The organism is Arthrobacter sp. lap29 (assembly GCF_032458965.1).
Classification (GTDB): Bacteria; Actinomycetota; Actinomycetes; order Actinomycetales; family Micrococcaceae; genus Specibacter; species Specibacter psychrochitiniphilus.
Genome location: NZ_JAUCEK010000010.1, coordinates 23,667 through 41,279 on the forward strand (window position 1 = coordinate 23,667; position 17,613 = coordinate 41,279).

At 58.9% G+C, this 17,613-nt stretch carries 16 protein-coding genes; 6 read left to right on the forward strand and 10 right to left on the reverse strand.

Annotation, left to right across the window (positions count from 1 at the left end):
- Nucleotides 1-214 precede the first annotated feature (214 nt).
- On the reverse strand, nucleotides 215-784 hold the full coding sequence (locus RY113_RS15805) for an NADPH-dependent FMN reductase (protein WP_315915333.1): 570 nt from the start codon (nucleotides 782-784) through the stop codon (nucleotides 215-217).
- A 383-nt stretch (nucleotides 785-1,167) separates the two neighbouring features.
- Here RY113_RS15805 and RY113_RS15810 point away from each other — a divergent pair, with 383 nt between their 5' ends.
- Nucleotides 1,168-1,566 (forward strand): hypothetical protein, encoded by a 399-nt coding sequence (locus RY113_RS15810; protein WP_315915335.1) that lies wholly within the window; start codon nucleotides 1,168-1,170, stop codon nucleotides 1,564-1,566.
- Nucleotides 1,567-1,952: 386 nt separating this feature from the next.
- Here RY113_RS15810 and RY113_RS15815 read toward each other — a convergent pair whose 3' ends face one another.
- The 8 genes from RY113_RS15815 to RY113_RS15850 all read right to left on the reverse strand — a co-directional run bounded on the left by RY113_RS15815 (nucleotide 1,953) and on the right by RY113_RS15850 (nucleotide 12,332).
- Nucleotides 1,953-4,793: a family 20 glycosylhydrolase gene (locus RY113_RS15815; protein WP_315915337.1), complete on the reverse strand. Its 2,841-nt coding sequence runs from the start codon at nucleotides 4,791-4,793 to the stop codon at nucleotides 1,953-1,955.
- A gap of 66 nt (nucleotides 4,794-4,859) precedes the next feature.
- Nucleotides 4,860-6,374: a sulfatase-like hydrolase/transferase gene (locus RY113_RS15820; protein WP_315915339.1), complete on the reverse strand. Its 1,515-nt coding sequence runs from the start codon at nucleotides 6,372-6,374 to the stop codon at nucleotides 4,860-4,862.
- 15 nt (nucleotides 6,375-6,389) lie between these two features.
- On the reverse strand, nucleotides 6,390-7,412 hold the full coding sequence (locus RY113_RS15825; RefSeq protein WP_315915340.1) for an aliphatic sulfonate ABC transporter substrate-binding protein: 1,023 nt from the start codon (nucleotides 7,410-7,412) through the stop codon (nucleotides 6,390-6,392).
- Nucleotides 7,413-7,482: 70 nt separating this feature from the next.
- Entirely contained in the window at nucleotides 7,483-8,280 is a 798-nt protein-coding gene (locus RY113_RS15830) for an ABC transporter ATP-binding protein (RefSeq protein ID WP_110106830.1), read from the reverse strand.
- A 9-nt stretch (nucleotides 8,281-8,289) separates the two neighbouring features.
- Nucleotides 8,290-9,168 (reverse strand): ABC transporter permease, encoded by an 879-nt coding sequence (locus RY113_RS15835; RefSeq protein ID WP_110106829.1) that lies wholly within the window; start codon nucleotides 9,166-9,168, stop codon nucleotides 8,290-8,292.
- A gap of 141 nt (nucleotides 9,169-9,309) precedes the next feature.
- A complete protein-coding gene (locus RY113_RS15840) occupies nucleotides 9,310-10,476 on the reverse strand; it encodes an ROK family transcriptional regulator (RefSeq protein WP_110106828.1) in 1,167 nt (388 codons plus the stop codon).
- Between the two features lie 101 nt (nucleotides 10,477-10,577).
- Entirely contained in the window at nucleotides 10,578-11,237 is a 660-nt protein-coding gene (locus RY113_RS15845; RefSeq protein ID WP_315915343.1) for a phosphoribosylanthranilate isomerase, read from the reverse strand.
- 192 nt (nucleotides 11,238-11,429) lie between these two features.
- The gene (locus RY113_RS15850) at nucleotides 11,430-12,332 is read right to left on the reverse strand and encodes a metal-dependent hydrolase (RefSeq protein ID WP_315915345.1); all 903 of its coding nucleotides are present in this window, start codon (nucleotides 12,330-12,332) and stop codon (nucleotides 11,430-11,432) included.
- A 91-nt stretch (nucleotides 12,333-12,423) separates the two neighbouring features.
- Between RY113_RS15850 and RY113_RS15855 the strand changes: the two genes are divergently transcribed.
- The 4 genes from RY113_RS15855 to RY113_RS15870 all read left to right on the forward strand — a co-directional run bounded on the left by RY113_RS15855 (nucleotide 12,424) and on the right by RY113_RS15870 (nucleotide 16,213).
- Nucleotides 12,424-13,500 (forward strand): NADH:flavin oxidoreductase/NADH oxidase, encoded by a 1,077-nt coding sequence (locus tag RY113_RS15855; RefSeq protein ID WP_315915347.1) that lies wholly within the window; start codon nucleotides 12,424-12,426, stop codon nucleotides 13,498-13,500.
- Between the two features lie 247 nt (nucleotides 13,501-13,747).
- A complete protein-coding gene (locus RY113_RS15860; RefSeq protein WP_110106824.1) occupies nucleotides 13,748-14,212 on the forward strand; it encodes a GatB/YqeY domain-containing protein in 465 nt (154 codons plus the stop codon).
- A 101-nt stretch (nucleotides 14,213-14,313) separates the two neighbouring features.
- The gene (locus RY113_RS15865) at nucleotides 14,314-14,589 is read left to right on the forward strand and encodes a hypothetical protein (RefSeq protein WP_315915348.1); all 276 of its coding nucleotides are present in this window, start codon (nucleotides 14,314-14,316) and stop codon (nucleotides 14,587-14,589) included.
- Between the two features lie 118 nt (nucleotides 14,590-14,707).
- Entirely contained in the window at nucleotides 14,708-16,213 is a 1,506-nt protein-coding gene (locus tag RY113_RS15870; protein WP_110106823.1) for a flotillin family protein, read from the forward strand.
- Between the two features lie 29 nt (nucleotides 16,214-16,242).
- On the opposite strand, the gene RY113_RS15875 is transcribed toward RY113_RS15870, so the two are convergent.
- A complete protein-coding gene (locus tag RY113_RS15875) occupies nucleotides 16,243-16,851 on the reverse strand; it encodes a pyridoxal-phosphate dependent enzyme (RefSeq protein ID WP_315915350.1) in 609 nt (202 codons plus the stop codon).
- On the opposite strand from RY113_RS15875, the gene RY113_RS15880 reads away from it, so the two are divergent.
- Nucleotides 16,850-17,530 (forward strand): MBL fold metallo-hydrolase, encoded by a 681-nt coding sequence (locus RY113_RS15880; protein WP_315915351.1) that lies wholly within the window; start codon nucleotides 16,850-16,852, stop codon nucleotides 17,528-17,530. The genes RY113_RS15875 and RY113_RS15880 overlap by 2 nt on opposite strands.
- Nucleotides 17,531-17,613: the final 83 nt, after the last annotated feature.

A 17,613-nucleotide genomic window follows, 5' to 3' on the forward strand; every position in this document is an offset into this window, starting at 1 on the left:
TGAGCGACCCTCGAGCCAAGAGGATCTAGTCCACTTGGCCTAGACAATTGGAACGGACCATCCGTGCCCTTGGGAGCGGCACTGGAAATCCTTCGCTAGTGCCTGCTGTGGGCGCCGACGTCCCCGGCCAAGGTGCCCGCCTGGTGCTCAACAACAGCTGCGTGACGGAGGGACTCGCGCCAGCATCTCATTCAGGACCGGGCCTGTCCTGCCGCTACAGTGTAATCCGCTGTGCACCAACCACTTGGACCACAAAAATATGAAATTCCTGCAACCAATTCCGCAGAAAATCGGTGGTTTTCTCGGTGGCGACATTACCGTCGTCGTCGATCATGCCCTGGGTGAACCGTACGTATGCCTCCGGCTGCGCCATCTCCGGGGAATTCACAAAGGAGAGAATGCTGCGCAAATGCTGTTGCGCCACAGCCGTGCCAACCTGGCCTGTCGATGCTCCGATGACCGCAGAAGGCTTCTTTGCAAAAGAGTTGGTGCCCCAGGGGCGGGAACCCCAATCGATGGCGTTCTTCAGTGCGCCCGGGATACTGCGGTTATATTCCGGGGTGATGAAAATTAGGGCGTCTACGGCGGCCACGGCGTTCTTGAATGCACGCCCCTCCGGTGGGTAGTCGGAGTCGTAATCGCGGCTGTACAGTGGCAACTTACCGATCGGGATCTCGATCAGGCTCAGTTCTGACGGAGCCAACTTCAACAGCGCCCTTGCAAGTTTTCGGTTGATGGAATCGGAGGCCAGGCTGCCCACGAAAACGCCCACTTTGTAGCTCATCGGAACAACCTTTCGGCAGACGATACGGAGAGCGATCGCTCACCCGTTCAATCTATCCCCGTGGCTGGCACTTGCCCACCCTTTTTTCGTCGGTGCTGTGACCTTCGAAGGCAGCTGAAGCGTCACAGTTGAGGCATCCGCTGCCGTGGGGGAGAATCGGGGGTTTGCCGCTCATCCCCAGCGAATCGCCGGTGGATGCGCCGCCCGGTCATGCGGTGGGCAACCGCTACAGCGGGCAGAGAATTGGAGCTACGAGTAGTTTCCATGCCGTTGGTAGCGCGGTCCGTTCCCTGCAATTGTTGTTGGGGTGCGTTGGGACTTCTCATGGAGAAAATGGCCGGGTTGCGGTGCAGGAATAAGTGCGGACGTGCAACGATGGAGACATGAAGCCAGCCACACTCAATGCTTGGGCACTTGCGGCACTGCTTGCCGCTAGTTCAATGAATCACCTTAGATCTCCGGAGTTTTACTACCCGGTGGTTCCCCCATCCCTGTGCAGTGACAAGGGCGGGAAACTGGGACTCATGACCCGCCACCAATGGGTGATCGTCTCCTCCGCGCCCGAGGCGCTGGCTGCCATTGGCTTGTTGATCCCAGCCACACGAAAATTTGCGGCCACCACCACGGCGATCATGTTCATGGGCTTTACCGCCGGTCACGTTTCAGCGCTCCGGCGAGCGTATGGTCCGGGTGGGACGGCCTCGGCCAAACGCATACACAGCGTGCGGCTGCCTTTGCAGGTACCACTTGTCGCGTGGGCATGGAGTGCTCGCCGCAGCTAGTGGCACTGACCATTACGTGCCATGCAAGAACCCAAAAGTCTCAAGTACCGCCTGTAGGAGCGATCCTGTTTTGAGGTAGCTTCTGCTTCAGAATTGCCCATGAACGTGGCAACCACCACGATCCTTAGCGAAACTCAGGCCACGACATGAATGCCACCGGTCCGGCTCAGGGCATGCGATCCGAGATGTGCCTCATCGCAAGCCCGAAGACAGTCTGGACCGAGGGATGCGAAATTCAACGATCAGCTTAGGCAGAGCCACTTTCATGATGGTTTCAGTTATTGGCACCACAAAAGTCGAAACGAGCAGCCGCACCCAAACACAAAGGGGCCGGTGTTTCAGACGGAAGGCTGTCTGAAACACCGGCCCCTTTGTGGGGATGTAACTTAGTGCTGGCTGGAGCGCCTGCGTGATCCGGCCATGATGACCAGACCTGCGAGCAGCGCCAAGACTGCACCACCCATCAGCAGTGTTGAGCTGGCGCCAGTGCTGGCCAGTTCATCTGCGCTGGTTCCCGTGGGCGACGCCGTGGGCGACGTCGTCACGCGGGTGGGAACGGTACCGGTATCGCCCGTGGCCGGGCTGGTGAGCGTGGCATCCGTGGTGGCCGGAGCAGTGGTTGCCTCATCGGTTGGATCCGTGGTGGCTTCCTCGGTTGCCTCATTAGTGGGTGCCGTGGTTGCCGGCGCTGTGGTGGCTTCCTGGGTTGCCTCATCGGTAGGATCCGTGGTGGCGGGTGCCGTGGTTGCCGGAGCCGATGTTGCTGGGGCTGACGTTTCCGGCACTGCTTCTTCTGCGAGGGCTAGAGCTGCGAACCCTACGGCTTCACCGTCTGCATTCTGAACGGTCACTACGTAGCTGCCGCCTTCAAGGCCTGTGGGAACCTTCAGGGGTGCTTCACCGGCCTCGTTGGAGCGGACCCACTGGCCCTTTGGAGCCGTGGGTTCAGTGGCGGAAGTGTTCTGGATAGCGGTACGCAACCAAGCATTGACGGGCAAGTTCTTCAAGGTGAGGTACTCGCCGCCGTCGAACTCGGTGGAGGGCACGCCTAAATCAACGGGGGATACCTCTGGCAGTGCTGCCGGATCCACCACAGCTGGTGCGGTTTCAGGGGCTGCAGGTGCGGTGCTCCAGTTGATACCAGGGGTCTTGAAGTGATTCAACCCTTCCAAGGCCATGCGGCCACCGAGGGTTGCCGCACGCTTGGTGAAGTCGGTGTAGTTGCGGTTGGCTTGCGGGGACCAGCCAACCTCGGCCGTGGCCAGGGTACGCGGGTATTGGTAGCTTTCAGTCTGGTTCATGCCGCGGATCCATTCGCCCCACTGGACGGTTTCCACACCTAGGATGCGGTCATCGCCAATTCCGGGCAGGTATTTTGCTGGGTCCCAGTCATAGTGGGTCTGCAAGGTGCAAGGTCCACCACAGGCCCAGGTTCCGCCAAACTGCTCGGAGTTATCCTGCTTCTGCGGGATGTACGTTTTGGGAGCGGGGGAGAGGATGACCTTGGCATTATTCTTGATGATCTTGTCTGATTCGCCCTGGCCACCGCCAACCCATAGCTGAATCACGGAGTTTGGCGGCAAGTTAGCGGAACCGTATTCGTTCCAGCCAATAACACGCTTGTTCACGTCGACGACCTGCTTGGTGAACGCGTCGATCATCTTGTTGTAGTCGGCAGGAGATGTCACATGGGACTCGTCTCCGCCGATGTGGATGTACGGGCCAGGAGTCAGGGCAGCAAGCTGTTTCAGGACTTCCTTGGTGAATTCGTAGGTAGCGTCGTTATCCGAATCGAAGGAACTGACCCCTACATCACCTGTGCCCTGTGAGTTAGGTGTGGAGTTGCCGGGCGCCGGTTTGGGGGCGGACTTGGCTGAGTTCAGTTGCGGGATGGCGTGCAGGGCCGCGGTGGTGTGACCTGGCATGTCAATTTCCGGGATAACCATCATGCCGTTATCCCCGGCGTACTTCACAATCTCCTTGTAGTCGGCCTTAGTGTAGAAGCCTGTGTGCCCTGGTTCGCTCTGACTCGGGTTGGTGGTCATGGCGGTTTTGCCGGAAATATCCGTCAGGTCCGTGTACTTGATCCCTGAAGGATTCACCGCCGGCTGATCCATGGCAATGCGCCAGCCCTGATCATCGGTGAGGTGGAGGTGAAGGGCGTTCATTTTGAATTGTGCTGCGTTATCTATGTGCTCCTTCATTTCATCCACGGTGTAGAAGGAACGGGCCACATCAATACCCACACCGCGGTGTTCGTAGCGGGGGTAGTCACTAATAACTACGGCCTCCACAGTCCAAGGGGTGTTGACGGCAGTGCCGGATTCAATCCACTGCGGGAAGAGCTGGCGCAGGGTCTGAACACCATTCAACGCACCGGCTGAAGTGTTCGCAGCGATCTTTACCCCGTTGCTGTCAGCCTGGAGCGTGTAGCTTTCAGGTTTAGCGTCGGAGAGGTCCGCGCCCACCGTGAACTGAACATCACTTGCCGTGGCAGAACCACTGACCACGGGCAAGGCGAAACCGGTGCTCTTGCGGGCCTTCTGGGCGAAGTAAGTGGCAGCGTCCACAGCATCCCCTGAAGCCACAATGCGGCTAGAAGGTAGCAGCCGGAACGTGCCATCAGCGGTAGTAGCCGATTCTGCGGGCAACGGTACCAGTGCTAGGTTCTTCGGCAGCACGGGCTGTGCTTTGTCATAGATCTCAAATTCGGAGATCGAGTAGCCGTACGTGGACCAACGGCTCACGCCTTGCATGCGCAGGAACTTGGCGTTGGCCACACCTAATTTGATCTCATCGGTACGGCCGGGACCCACAGCGGAGGTGATGGTTTCTATATCGGTCCAGGCCACGCCGTCGAGGGAAGTCTGGAGGATGAACTTCTTCGCGGCTGCGTTGGGCCAGACAATCTTGACGTGATCTATGGGGCCGGCCTCGGCGAGTTCTACTTGCAACCAGGAAGCGTCTACATAGTTTGAGGACCACCGGGTGCCAGTATTGCCGTCGATGGCCATGGCCGCCGTGTTGCCCAGCAGGGCCGATTCAACACTTGATGCCGTGGCCGTGCCCGTCAAGGCAAGGTTGGACGGGTACTCCACCGGGACGCTGGGAGGCACCACAATCGGAGCCGCTTGGGCCGGGGGAGCGGTAAAAGCTGTGGGTAGGACCGCAGCAAACAAACCGAGGGCGGCAGCGCAGGCGAGCCCGGCCGTCGTCGTTCTTTTCAATGCTTTCAATCGATATACTCGCTTTACTTCTCTTGGACCGCAAGAGGCATCCGTTAGTGGGTGAGACTACACAGTGATGAATCGTTCGACGGCGGTGGCCGGGCGCACACGTTCATGGGCCGGGATATCGCCTGCAAAAGCTAGCCACTGGGCAAATTTGTCGCCGCGCTCAACGAGTTGGCGGTACATTGCCCGGCGCATGGTGCTAACCCGATCTTTGTAGATCGGGACGTTGATGACATTGGTGAGCTCGTCAGGGTCGGCGATCATGTCGTAAAACTCGTCGATGCCTTCAGGGTTAGCAATATATTTCACTTCCTTGTTGCGGATCATGCGCTGGGCGTAGGGGAAGTGGTGGCCGTGGAATTCGCACAGGATATTCTCGCGCCAGCCCTCCACATCTTCTCCGTGAGCCAGTGGCAGCAGGCTCCGTCCACGGACACCGGAGGTGTCCGCCCCGGCAATCTCATGGAAGGTGGCAGTGAAGTCCAGCAAACTGATGAAGCGGTCTTCCCGGCGTTCGGCTTCTCCGGGAAGTGCCAGAATTGCCGGTATGCGGTAAATGTCCTCATACATGGCAGGGCCCTTGTCATTGAGCCTGTGAGCACCTGTGAATTCACCGTGGTCAGCGGTGAACATGACGGCCGTGTTGTCCGTCAAGCCCAGCTCGTCAAGGACGTCCAGGATCCGCCCAATTTCATGGTCGATCATGGCAACGTAGCCCCAGTACACAGCGGTGAGCTTCTTCCACTCATCCACGGTGAAGCAGTCCGTGGACCAGTATTCGGCGTAGGCCTGCTGTACCATCGGCTTGCCGTGGAACGTTTCGGCAAAGGAACCGGGCAGCTCAATGGTGGAGGGGTCAACCATGTCATACCACTGTTGCGGAATCAGGTAGGGCAGGTGCGGTCCAAAGATATGGCAGGACAAGAAGAACGGTGTGCCGTCCTGAGCACCTGACTCTTCCTGCAAAGCCCCTGCAGCAAATTCACGCAGCTTAGCGATGGTCTCATCCGCCAGGAACGCCTCAAAGGTGGCTTCCGTGGGCTGATCCGTCACGCCGGCAATCAAGTGACCTTGGCTGCCGTCCGCCCGGGTGGTGTAGACAGGGTTGGAGATGTGGAAGTCCGGATATCCGTTGGCTTTAAGCCAGCCTTCGTATCCCGGATCGTCAAAGACGTTCAGAGCACCCGGCAGGTGAATTCCTTCAAAACCGTAGTAATCGGGTCCACGATCCTTGCCAACATGCCATTTGCCCACGTGACCGAGCCGGTACCCCTGCTCAGTCAACGCCGCAGAGAAAGTAGGCAGCCCGTCAGGGAGCTCCTCCCTGTGGCCTGAATTCCACTCGTAGTTGGCCAACAACCCGTGTTCGAACGGTTGCAGGCCTGTGAGCAGGCTGGCACGCGCAGGAGTGCAAATGGCTGTAGGCGTGTAGGCCCGGTCAAAAGTTGTTCCACGCGCAGCCAGCCTGTCCAGGTTGGGAGTGTGCTGTGAGGTGTTGCCGTAGCATCCCAGGGTGTCGATGCGTTGCTGATCCGTCATGAGGAACAGCATGTTTTGGCGCTTAGTGGTGTTCACAGAAGTCACTGAGGCTTAGACCGCTGAGGTGCTGACGAACAGTTCAGAGTTGTAGAAGGACTTGGGATCGGAGATTTCGGTGATCTTCTCATCCTTCTTGAACTGCTGCTGGAGACCATCCAACCAGGTGTAGATGGTGCCGTCCGAGGACAACTTGTCCAGTTCCTGGGAGGTGAACAGCTTAGCCACACTGGCCTGAGCTGCCATGTCTTCCTCCTTAAGCTTGAGGAACTTAGCTGTCAGGGCAATGGTGTTTTCCTGGTTGCCGTGACGGTAATCATTGGCACTCTTGATAACGGAGATGAACCCGGTGGCAAGGTCCTTATCCTTTGCTGCGCGGCCCGGAGCGGCTACGAACGTGGAGGGGAACGTGAGCGTGTCGATGAAGTCCTCGTTAGAGAACAGCTCAACCATGTCCGGCTGACCCTTCTTGGCACTGTCAATGAGCGGGTACCACAAGGCGGCACCGTCAACCTGGCCGGCAGCGAATGCTGCAACAATGGCCGGCGGTTCCATGGCCGTGACCTTGAAGTCTTCGCGGCTCAGGCCTTCCTTGGCCAAGGCCAGGCTGAACAGCTGGTCACCGGAAGTACCGGTAGGCACTGCAACCTTCTTGCCCTTGAGCTCAGCCAGAGTCTTGATGCCGGGCTGTGCAATGATGCGGTCCGCGTTGGAGACAGAGTTAACGGACCAGATTTCAGCCTTTCCTGATGCGGGCAGCCACAGTGCGCCGGAGCCAATGTAGACCACGTCCACGTTGTTGGTGCCCAGTGCCTGGATGGCCAGCGGGCCGTTGGTGAACGGCAAGTACTTGGGCTTCAGGCCAGCCTTGGCCCAGTAACCTTCCTGATCGGCAACTGCCATCAGTGCTGCACCGTTGTAGTCGGCAATGTAGCCAACCTTGATCTCCACGGGCTCCTTGGCTGCATTCGAAGAACTGGCATCATCGGCCTTAGCGCCGCAGGCTGCTAGTAGGGAGATTGCTGCGGCACCCAGAGAGAGTTGCAGGACATTGCGGCGTGTGACGTGGTTGTTCATGGTTTCTCCTGAAGAGTTTTGCCCAAGTCTGGGCAGGGGGTATGAGGGGATCTAGGCGGGAAGCGAGTTTTTATTGGTGGGCTTCTGCCACACCGGGCTGGTGGTAGACAGCTTCCCAAACCTGGGTGCGTAGGCGAGCGAACTCGTCTGAGAGGCGCATTTCCTCGGTCCGCGGGTAGGGAAGGTCAATCTTGATTTCCTTGAAGATGCGACCCGGCCGGGCAGCCATGACGATCACTCGCGATGCTAGGAAAACTGATTCGTCAACATCATGCGTAACGAACATGACTGTGCGGCGTTCTTGGGTCCAGGTCTTGAGTAGCTGTTCTTGCATGTGCACACGGGTCAAGGCGTCCAACGCACCGAAGGGCTCATCCATCAAGAGGATCTCTGGGTTCACGGCATAGGCGCGTGCAATGGCGCACCGCTGTTTCATACCACCGGAGAGCTCCTTCGGCAGTGCTTCAGCGAAGCGGGTCAAACCCACGAGTTCAAGGTAGTGATCCACTATGACGCGGCGTTCCTTGGCGGGAACCTTCTTGAGCTCCAGCCCGAACTCAACGTTTTTGCGTACGGTTAGCCACGGGAAAAGCGCGTATTGCTGGAAGATGACACCGGTTCGGGTGCTCGGTCCGTCAACTTCTCTGTCATCAACCATGACCCGGCCACTGGTGGGGTCAAGGAGTCCTGCTGCGGCATTGAGCATGGTGGATTTTCCGCAACCGGACGGGCCCACTACGGTGACAAATTCGCCGTCGGCGATGTCTAGGCTCACGCCGTCAAGAGCGGTGAAGGTGTTGCCGGTGAGTGTGAATTCCTGGCGTAGATCCTCGAAGCGGATCATGGCTTTTGATGTGGTGGTTGTCATGGTTATTCCTTAGCGACGTTCTTGCCAGCGGGTCAGGTGGGCCTCGATCATCAAGAGCAAGCGGTCCATGAGTAGACCGAGAATGCCGATGACAATTACGTTCACGAGAATTGTGGGCATGTCGTAAAACTGCTGGGCCTGCTGCATGCGCATACCCAAACCGTTGGGGGCGGCGATCAGTTCAGCGGCCACAACGGTGGCCCAGCCTGCTCCGAGGCCAATACGCATACCTACCAGGATGAACGGTGAGGATGCGGGAACTACCACTCGGCGGAAGATGATCATTGAGTCAGCGCCCAGAACCCGGGCGGCATTGATGAGTGTCTTATCTACGCTGACCACGCCTTGGTAGGTGGAGATCACGCAGGAGAGGAATGCGGCCAAGAAGATGACGAAGATCTTCGGTGTTTCACCGATACCCATGGTGACCATAACAAGTGGAAGTAGGGCCAGTGGAGGAATGGTTCTAAAGAACTGTACCCAGGGTTCAATGATGGCTCGGCCTACCTGGTACCAACCCATCAAGAAGCCAACAGGAACGGCAAGCAGACTGCCAAGGAGGAAGCCGCTGAGAACGCGGGCAAGGGATGCTCCGGTATCTTCAGCGAGAGTACCGTCAGCGAATACCTCTCCGGCCCGGATCAGCACTTCCACGGGGCCAGGCAGGCCAACAACTCCTGCAGCTGACAGAGCAGTCCATGCTCCGAGCCCGGCTGCTACAGAGCCAAAGTTGATAGCCAGCAATGCCTTGCGGCCAAGTTTGCGCCCGCTTGTTGCAGGGCTCTTCCTGGATGCTGGTTTGGGTTTTTGCTGCGAGTTTTCAGGTGCTGGACTGCCGCTAGCGAGGGGTGGTGTTTCAACCGCGATGTAGGTATCTTTTGCTGCCATGGATCAAACCTATGGCATGGATCACATGATGTCAACACTCCTTACATAACTATCAGTTATGCGGTGGTGTGCGGCTGAACGGGTTCGAAACTTAGCTTTTGGTATTCAGTGAAACGGCGCTACTAAGCGCCCTGCGCATCGCTAATTGAGGATGGCCTGGGTCCAGTGCAAAAGGGCCATTTGAGCTGCACCGTCGCTTCCTGCGCTGGGCGCAAAAGGTGCTGTGCTGATCTCTGTGCTCTGCGGTCCAAGGTCAAGGTTTTGCTCACTGAAGGCGCGCCGTGCGGGCTCAAGAAGGAGTTCACCAAATTGCGAAAGCTCACCTGCAATGACAACGCGGCTGGGATCGAGCAAAACACACGCGCTCATCAGGGCGCGAGCCAGAAGCTCACCAGCCCACGAGGCCACATTGATGGCGATTCCATTGCCTTGTGCAGCGGCCAATGCCATAGCTTCGATGGTTGAAAAGGCTTGCCCCCGGTGTGCGGCCTCCAGTAGAACGTTTGCTTCGTTAATATAGCTCTCCAGGCAGCCATGACGGCCACACCAACAGGGAGGTCCAGCGAAGTCAACGCTGATATGGCCTAGCTCTCCGGCGATGCCGTTGCCTCCACGCATCAGCGATCCATTGGAGATGACGGCGGAGCTAAGGCCCGCTGAGAGGACCACATAGAGCAGGTCCTGACTGTTATTGCGGTAAGCCATGGCCGCCAGCCTAATATTGTTGTCCCACAGGAGGGGGGCGGGGAGTAGCTCTCGCAGAGGGGCCAGCGAAGCGCCTTGCGGGTCGCTTTGCAATTCAAGATCGTCAGAAAGTGACGCGGGATTTGGGTGGCGGCTAGCAATGCCAACGGCTGTGCCAATATTGGTTTCGGCGTTGATGCGGCCTGCGCTAATGAGTTCTTGCAACATATCCGCAGCCGCTAAGACTTTGCCTTCGAGCGGCAGGAGCGAGGAAATGTCCTTACGGACGCGTGCGGTGGTGGACCCGTCAAACCCCATGACCGAGATACTGATGCGCCGCCGGCCCAGCTCGATGCCAACGGCAGCGCCCGCATTAGGGTTCAGAGTGAGGGCTTTGGTGGGCCGCCCGCTGCGGCCAGGCCCATGGAACTCCTGATCACTTTCGGTGATGACTCCTCTGGCGCGCAACTCGCCCACAATGGCCGAAAGCGTTGTTCGGGAGAGCTTTGTGTCAGTCTCAAGTTCGCGCCGTGTGCGGTTGCCGTGTGTGGCAAGCGATTCCAGGACGCGCAACTCATGGCGGCGCCGGACTGCCTGCAGGGCGCTGTCGTCAGGTGTAAGCACGTCCCCTCTTTCCCATTCATCTCAACGGGGCAAGATGCAATCCGTGCCCCTTAATCATCATTATGCACCAGGGCGAGCTATTTATGTAAAGTCTATTGTCTTTAATCCTCAGGTAATCCTTGGGTCATCCCTGAGGCAGCTGCTGTTGTAATTTCTAAGCGTGCCGCAGTGATGAAATCAGGGATCAGGTGGACACTCTTAACGCCCCGGCTCGATTCCACCCCGCTAGAGACATCCACTCCAGAGGGCTGCATGGCCTTGGCAGCCGCAGCAACATTGTGTGGATTGAGACCGCCAGCCAATAGCCAGAATCCATGTGGCTTTCCTGCAGACAACACGGCTGCATCAAAAGTGACCCCGGCACCCGGTTCAACTGCGTCCAGCAGGAGACGTTCACCATCCCACGCGATCTTTTCATCAGGGCTAAGGCTGTTGTACAACGGTGCTGAGAAGGCCCGTAGGGATTGGAATCCGGCGTTGTGGATCCGGGCCATGTCTTGGAGCGTCTCTTCGCCATGTAACTGGATGGTGCCTACTTGGGCCCGAGCCGCAATTTTTATAACCTGGTCAATGGGCTGGTTCCGGAACACGCCAACAATCTCAATACCCGCCGGTACTTCGCGGCCCAGCTCTGCCACCAATTCTGCGCTCACGGTCCGTGGACTGCCCGGGGCAAAGACAAAACCAAGGGCGTCGGCACCGGCAGCTACGGCCGCAGCAATGGTTTCAGCCGTTTGCAGACCACAAATTTTGACATACATCCGTGCACGCTTCCTTCTTCGTTGATGCTGACTTCGTTGATGGTGCCCGGACCTATCCATAGCGACGCTGGCTCAGCTGCCATGTTAACAGTGTTAAGTTCCACCGAGTATCTTGACGGTGCATATTCTCGGTGTGCTGAAGTTGCGGGTGTGGCCGAAGCGTAGCCTGTGCCTTCACGCTTAGGAGGATGCTTAGGAGAATACGGTGGCGGCGATACTCCAAAGAACATAGGCGCTGATGGGGATCAGGAGCAGCCATTCCCGAACGGAACCGGCGTTACCTAAAAGCGGGATCGCAATATTGCCGTTGGGCCGCCAAATGTTCTTCACTAACGGCACCTTGCGCAGGAATCGCGGCGGCTTGATCCGCAGCGGCCAAATAAGATTGCACCCTCCTGTGGTCAGCATGTCGCCCAGGATGTGGATGATGACGCCCAAGCCCATAGCCAGCGGAAACCAATAGGCGTGTTGCGGCGCAAAGAGGGTAGCGAAGATTCCGACGGCGATCCCCACCACCCAGGGAAACTTGCGCATGGTGTCGGGAATGAACTTCAGGGCCTTCGCGGCAAAGGAGGCTAGGAGAACAGCCAGCAGACCGGCCCCCGGATAGATGATGCCGTGGCCCGGCAGCTCCATGGTCCACATGCCAGCCAGTGCAGCAATGGCAACGAAGACGGCCAGTCCCAAGAGGGAGTGTGTGCCGTGCCGGTGGCCACCGGAGAACTTTCCCACCTGGATACACAAGATGTTAGACAGCGGTGGAAGGGAGTGGGCTATGGTTGCGTGCCGGTGGTCAGCATCCGGCACTAGGGCCGCACCGGCGGTCACCAGGGCCCCGGCAATGACAGAGGCTGGAGTCAAATCCATCATGCCCATGCCAATGGTGACTGTCTCCGGTAATGCCGGAGCTACCTGCCTTAGGTGCCCTAGTCCTACCTCGAACGAGGTGGTCAGGGCCAGCCAGGCGGCAGCTCCACTGGCGGCGTGGTGGGCTCCCATCATGAGGGCACGTCCTTGCATTTTCGGGTCTTCGTTCTGAACCCGCATTACGTGGACAAAACCTGCTGCACCAAGGGTATGTGTAGGGGCTGACATTCACACTCAGTGCGCCCGCAGAAAACATGCGGTGCCGCTCACATGCGTTTCTCAAGGCTTTATCCCAGTCTCATCGCAGTAGTATTCCCCCATGAGAAGCGCACTGTTTGAATCGATCACCCTGCGCGGTGTATCCGTCCGCAACCGGCTCTGGGTTACCCCCATGTGCCAGTACTCGGCGGAACAACAGGACGGGATGGCTGGGGATTGGCATCTGGTGCATCTGGGATCCTTCGCAAAAGGCGGTGCCGGTGCCGTGTTTACCGAGGCCACGGCCGTGCTTCCTGAAGGACGCATCTCTCCGCAAGACTTGGGCCTGTGGAATGACGCCCAACGTGATGCCTTCGCCAGGATCGTGGCCTTCATCCGCAGCCAGGGCGCGGTGGCGGGCATCCAGCTGGCACATGCCGGCCGCAAAGCGTCCACCTTCCGCACGTGGGATGAGCGTCAAGGGACCGTCCACGAAGACGACGGCGGATGGGTCACCGTAGCGCCCAGTGCCCTCTCCTTTCCCGGCTATGACACACCAACCGCCCTTAGCGCGGAAGGTATTGCCCAGATAGTCGCAGCCTTTGGTGCCGCTGCCGCACGGGCTGTTGAGGCCGGGTTTGAACTGATCGAAATTCATGCCGCCCACGGCTACCTTCTGCACCAGTTCCTCTCACCCTTGACCAACATGCGCAGCGATGACTATGGTGGCTCGCTGCGTAACCGAGCCCGTGCCTTACTGGAAACCATCGACGCCGTCCGGGCCGCCGTCGGCCCCTCCATACCCGTGATGGTGCGCTTCTCGGCGACTGACTGGGTGGACGGTGGTTGGAGCCTTCAGGACACCTCGAGAGTTGCGCGCTGGGCTGCCGAGCACGGTGCGGACCTAGCGGACATTTCCTCCGGCGGAAACGTTCCCGCACGCATCCCTGTGGGCCCCGGCTACCAGGTACCCTTGGCCACGGCTATCCGAACAGCAGCGCAAATACCGGTGGCCGCCGTGGGGCTCATTACAAGTGCCCAGCAAGCAGAGCAGATTGTGGCCACAGAGCTGGCCGATGTGGTCATGGTGGGGCGTGAATTGTTGCGTGATCCCAACTTTCCGCTGCGGGCGGCTGCCGCGCTGGGCGTGGAGGTTCACTATCAGCTGGCACCGTATCACCGCGCACCCATCAAATGAGGGCCGCGCACTCATCAAGAGAGGGGCGCGAACACCTCACACAGCGTCATTCCCTGAATCCGCCCGGTGCTCCCCAGCCCGGCACCGTCCAAGAGGCCCGGCCTCTACCAGCCATGACTTGCCCCGGTGTTGGGGCCCGCTCGCACTTCCGCGTTCAGGCTAGGTTCGGAACCCATGGGCCGGCGCAGAGTGGAATAATGGAAAGCGGTGGCCGCAGAGCGGCAGCCTGACAAATTTAGGGGAGAGAATGTCCACGCTGAAGCAGCAACTCAAGAATGACGTGATCACGCACATGAAAGCCGGCAACAAGATTGCCCTGACTACTGTCCGGAACGTTTTGGGTGAGATTGAAACGCGTGAAAAGGGTGGCAAGACCCCCATCGAGTTTGATGACGCTCAGGTCATCACCTTGTTGCAGAAGGAAGCAGCCAAACGTCACGATACGGCCAAGATTTATACTGAGGCCGGGGAATCTGACCGGGCCGCAGCCGAGCTGGCTGAAGCCGGCGTCATCGAGGCTTATCTGCCCCAGGTTCTCAGCGCTGGCGAAGCACAGGAAATCGTGGACCGGATCATCAGCGGTCTTGAAGCTGAACAGGGCGAGCTGTCCATGCGTCAAATGGGTGTGGCTATGAAGCCCATTACGGCCGAAATCGCGGGCCGCTTTGACGGCAAGGCCATCTCGGATATGGTGCGCACGCGCCTCCAGTAGTTCGCGCCAGCAGTAGTGCGAGCCAGCAGGATTTGCCCACAGCGCCCGCAACAAACGAAACAAAAGCAACAAACACCACACTCGCCACGCCCTCTCAGCCCATGGAACGGAACTCCTTGATTCAGCTCACACAAGACACCGACGGATATGTACGGATGAGCAGGCACTTTCCTGCGCAGACCATGATTTCCATCAGCTTCACCGACGGCACCACAGGGGAATACTCGGGCCGGCGAATGAATGAAATCTATGATCAGGCGCTTGCCGATTTCCGCTTGGCTAACAACATGGATGTCAAGGGTTTCAACCGCAATGCCAAGAACATCCACCGGCGCAACGCAGTAGAGCACGTGCCCGTGGCGGCCGGTATGAAATAGCAATACGGGGGCATGTTACTCCACTAAGTGGAGAAATCTTCTGGTGTCCGTAGGATTGGAGGAACCAGGCGGGACGTCAGTGTCTTAGCAGCGCCCGCCGCGAGATTTGAAAGGTGTCATGTCCTCAGTATTGACGCTCATTCCATTGTTCATTGGGCTCGGCGTTCTGGTGGTGCTCGCTATTATTGCAGCCATCATTTCGCGGATGGCCCTGCATATTGCCAGCCCGGACCAGGCCCTGGTTATTTCTTCCAAGGATAATAAGGCCCAGCCGGATCCGAACAGCCAGCGTGTGGTTTTTGGCCGGATCTTCATCAACCCCTTCACCCAGCGCGCCTACCCGTTGTCCTTGGCCTCCCGGCAGGTTTCGTTGAAGATCGAGGCTATTTCCAAGAACGGCATCAAGCTGCATCTGACGGGTGTGGCCCAGGTGAAGGTCGGTGGCGACGCAGATTCCGTGCGCAAAGCTGCCCAGCGGTTCCTGAATCAGCAGGATGCCATTGACCACTACACCCAAGAGACCCTCTCGGGTTCGCTGCGTTCCATTGTGGGCACCTTGACGGTGGAATCCATCATCAAGGACCGTGCCACCTTCGCCAAGAGCGTGAAGGAAGAGGCGGAGCATTCCATGCACAACCAGGGCCTGGAGATTGATACCTTCCAGATCCAGTCGGTAGATGACGAGACCGGCTACCTGCGCAATCTGGGCCGCCCCGAGGCGGCCCTGGCCGAGAAGAATGCCAAGATCGCAGAGGCCCAGTTCCTCCAAGAAGCCGAGCAGGCCAAGGCCATTGCTGATGAACAAGTGGCCCTGGCACAGCAGCAGCTGATCATCAAGCGTGCCGAACTCAAGGAAGTTGCAGATGCCCGCCAGGCACGAGCCGACGCCGCCGGTCCGCTAGCTGCAGCCGAGCAGCAGGAGCAGGTTATCATTCGGGACCAGCAGGTTGCCCTGCGCCGTGCCGAGTTGCGCGAGAGGGAGCTGGACACTGAGGTGCGCAAGCCCGCAGATGCCGAGAAGTACCGTCTGATCCAACAAGCTGATGCCAAGTTGGAGGAACGGCGCCGCGCCTCTGAAGCCGCTGAAATTGAGGCCACGGTTGAACTTGCCAAGCGTAAACTGACCGCTGAGGGTGACAGGGTGGCTGCCGAGGCTGACGCTGCAGCCAACACGGCGCGAGGCAACGCTGACGCAGCAGTCATCGAGGCTCGCGGACGCGCAGATGCCGCCGTCATCAAATCTAGGGGACAGGCTGAGGCCGAGTCCACCGAGGCCAAGGGTGTGGCAGAGGCCGCCGGCATCGCCGCGCAGGCTGAAGCTTACGAGAAGTTCAACGAGGCAGCCATCCTCAGCAAGGTTCTGGAAGTGCTCCCTGCCATGGCCCGCGAGGTGGCCGCTCCCATGGCTGCCATCAAGGACATGACAGTTATTTCCAACGACGGTGCGAGCCAGCTGAGCAAGAATGTCTCCAGCGGTGTCCAAGAAACCACCCAGCTGATCAAGGACTCCACGGGTCTGGACATCATTGGGCTCATTCAGGGCATGGTTGGCAAGAACGCTCAGAACGGCAAGAGTCATGAGGGCGGCGGCATTGCCACGGACCTGAACTCGGAACGGAACTAGCCGCCGCGCACGTTCCACTGCGCCGCGGTCTACAGCCCTGCAGGATCGGTGTTTGCACCGCACAGTATGACGGCAACACGTTCGTCACTGCGCGGTACATAGGCTCCGGATTGCAGGGCAGCGTAGGCCGCGGCGGCACCATTTTCAAGCACTATGCGGTAGTTTTCCCACAGGAAAATGCGTGCCGCAGCGATCTGCTCATCACTGACCAGAACACTTTCAACGCCGCCGCCCACAGCAACAAGGACAGTGTCCACGCCGTCGAGCTGTTCTTCAAGTTCCAAACTAATGGTTCCGGCACCAGCGGCAATCTCAGGCTGATCGTAGGCGTGGCAATAGAGTGCACCGCTGGCGGCCACAAAGTCCATGGCCCGCTGGTAGGCGTCCACATACTCTGTGCCTTCCTGTACGACGGCGGCCCCCACCTTGCCCAGCGCGGCCACCTTCACTGCCGGAGCAGTGAGCGGGACAAAGACAGTTGATGGCACGCCCAGGGCTGCTGCAGCACTGGCATTGGCCAGGCCCGCGTTTCCGCCCCAGGTAGGACTCCACCACAGGTTAGGTCCAGTGAGTGCATGGCGTCGAGTTGGCCCAGCGTTCAACCGCAACCGCGGATGCCCGGCTAAGCTGGTGCGCATGACTGAAGCTGCCTCTATTCTTTACGATCTGCCGTCCCACACAGTGCGCCGCACCGTGGTGTCCGGGATGGCCAACAACGTCTACCTGATTACGGCAAAGGCTACGGGTGCACAAATTCTCATTGACGCCGCGGATGACCTCCCCGCCATCAATAGTCTTATTGCGGACGCTGCACACGATTCCCCGGGCGGGGTAGTGCCACACCTGGCCATGATCGCCACCACGCACCAGCACTGGGATCATGTCCGGGCGCTGGGGGCGCTCGTGTCCCAAACAGGGGTGCCAACGGCAGCTGGATTTGAAGATGTTGAGGGAATCGCCGCAGAATGCGGGGTTTCTACCGATCGCCCCCTGCACCATGGTGACATCCTTTCCGTGGACGGCATCACCCTGGAAGCAGTTCATCTGCGCGGCCATACACCGGGTTCTATAGCCTTTGTCCTGACGGCCGAGAAGGGCGGTGCCCCCATCATCTTTAGCGGTGATTCCTTGTTCCCTGGCGGCGTGGGGAATACGGGAGCGGATCCGGTGCGCTTCACACAATTGCTTGACGACGTCAAGGACCGCCTCTTCGCCCCCTATCCTGACTCCGCACAGGTGCTTCCCGGACACGGGGATGGCACCACTCTGGGTGCCGAACGGTCTTCCTTGCCGCAGTGGCGAGAGCGCGGCTGGTGAACAGAACGTAGCCAGCTAGCTCGCAACGGGGCTACAACGCCAGCAAGGGGCAGGGTGTGGCTCCGTCACTGGCCTAGACTTGT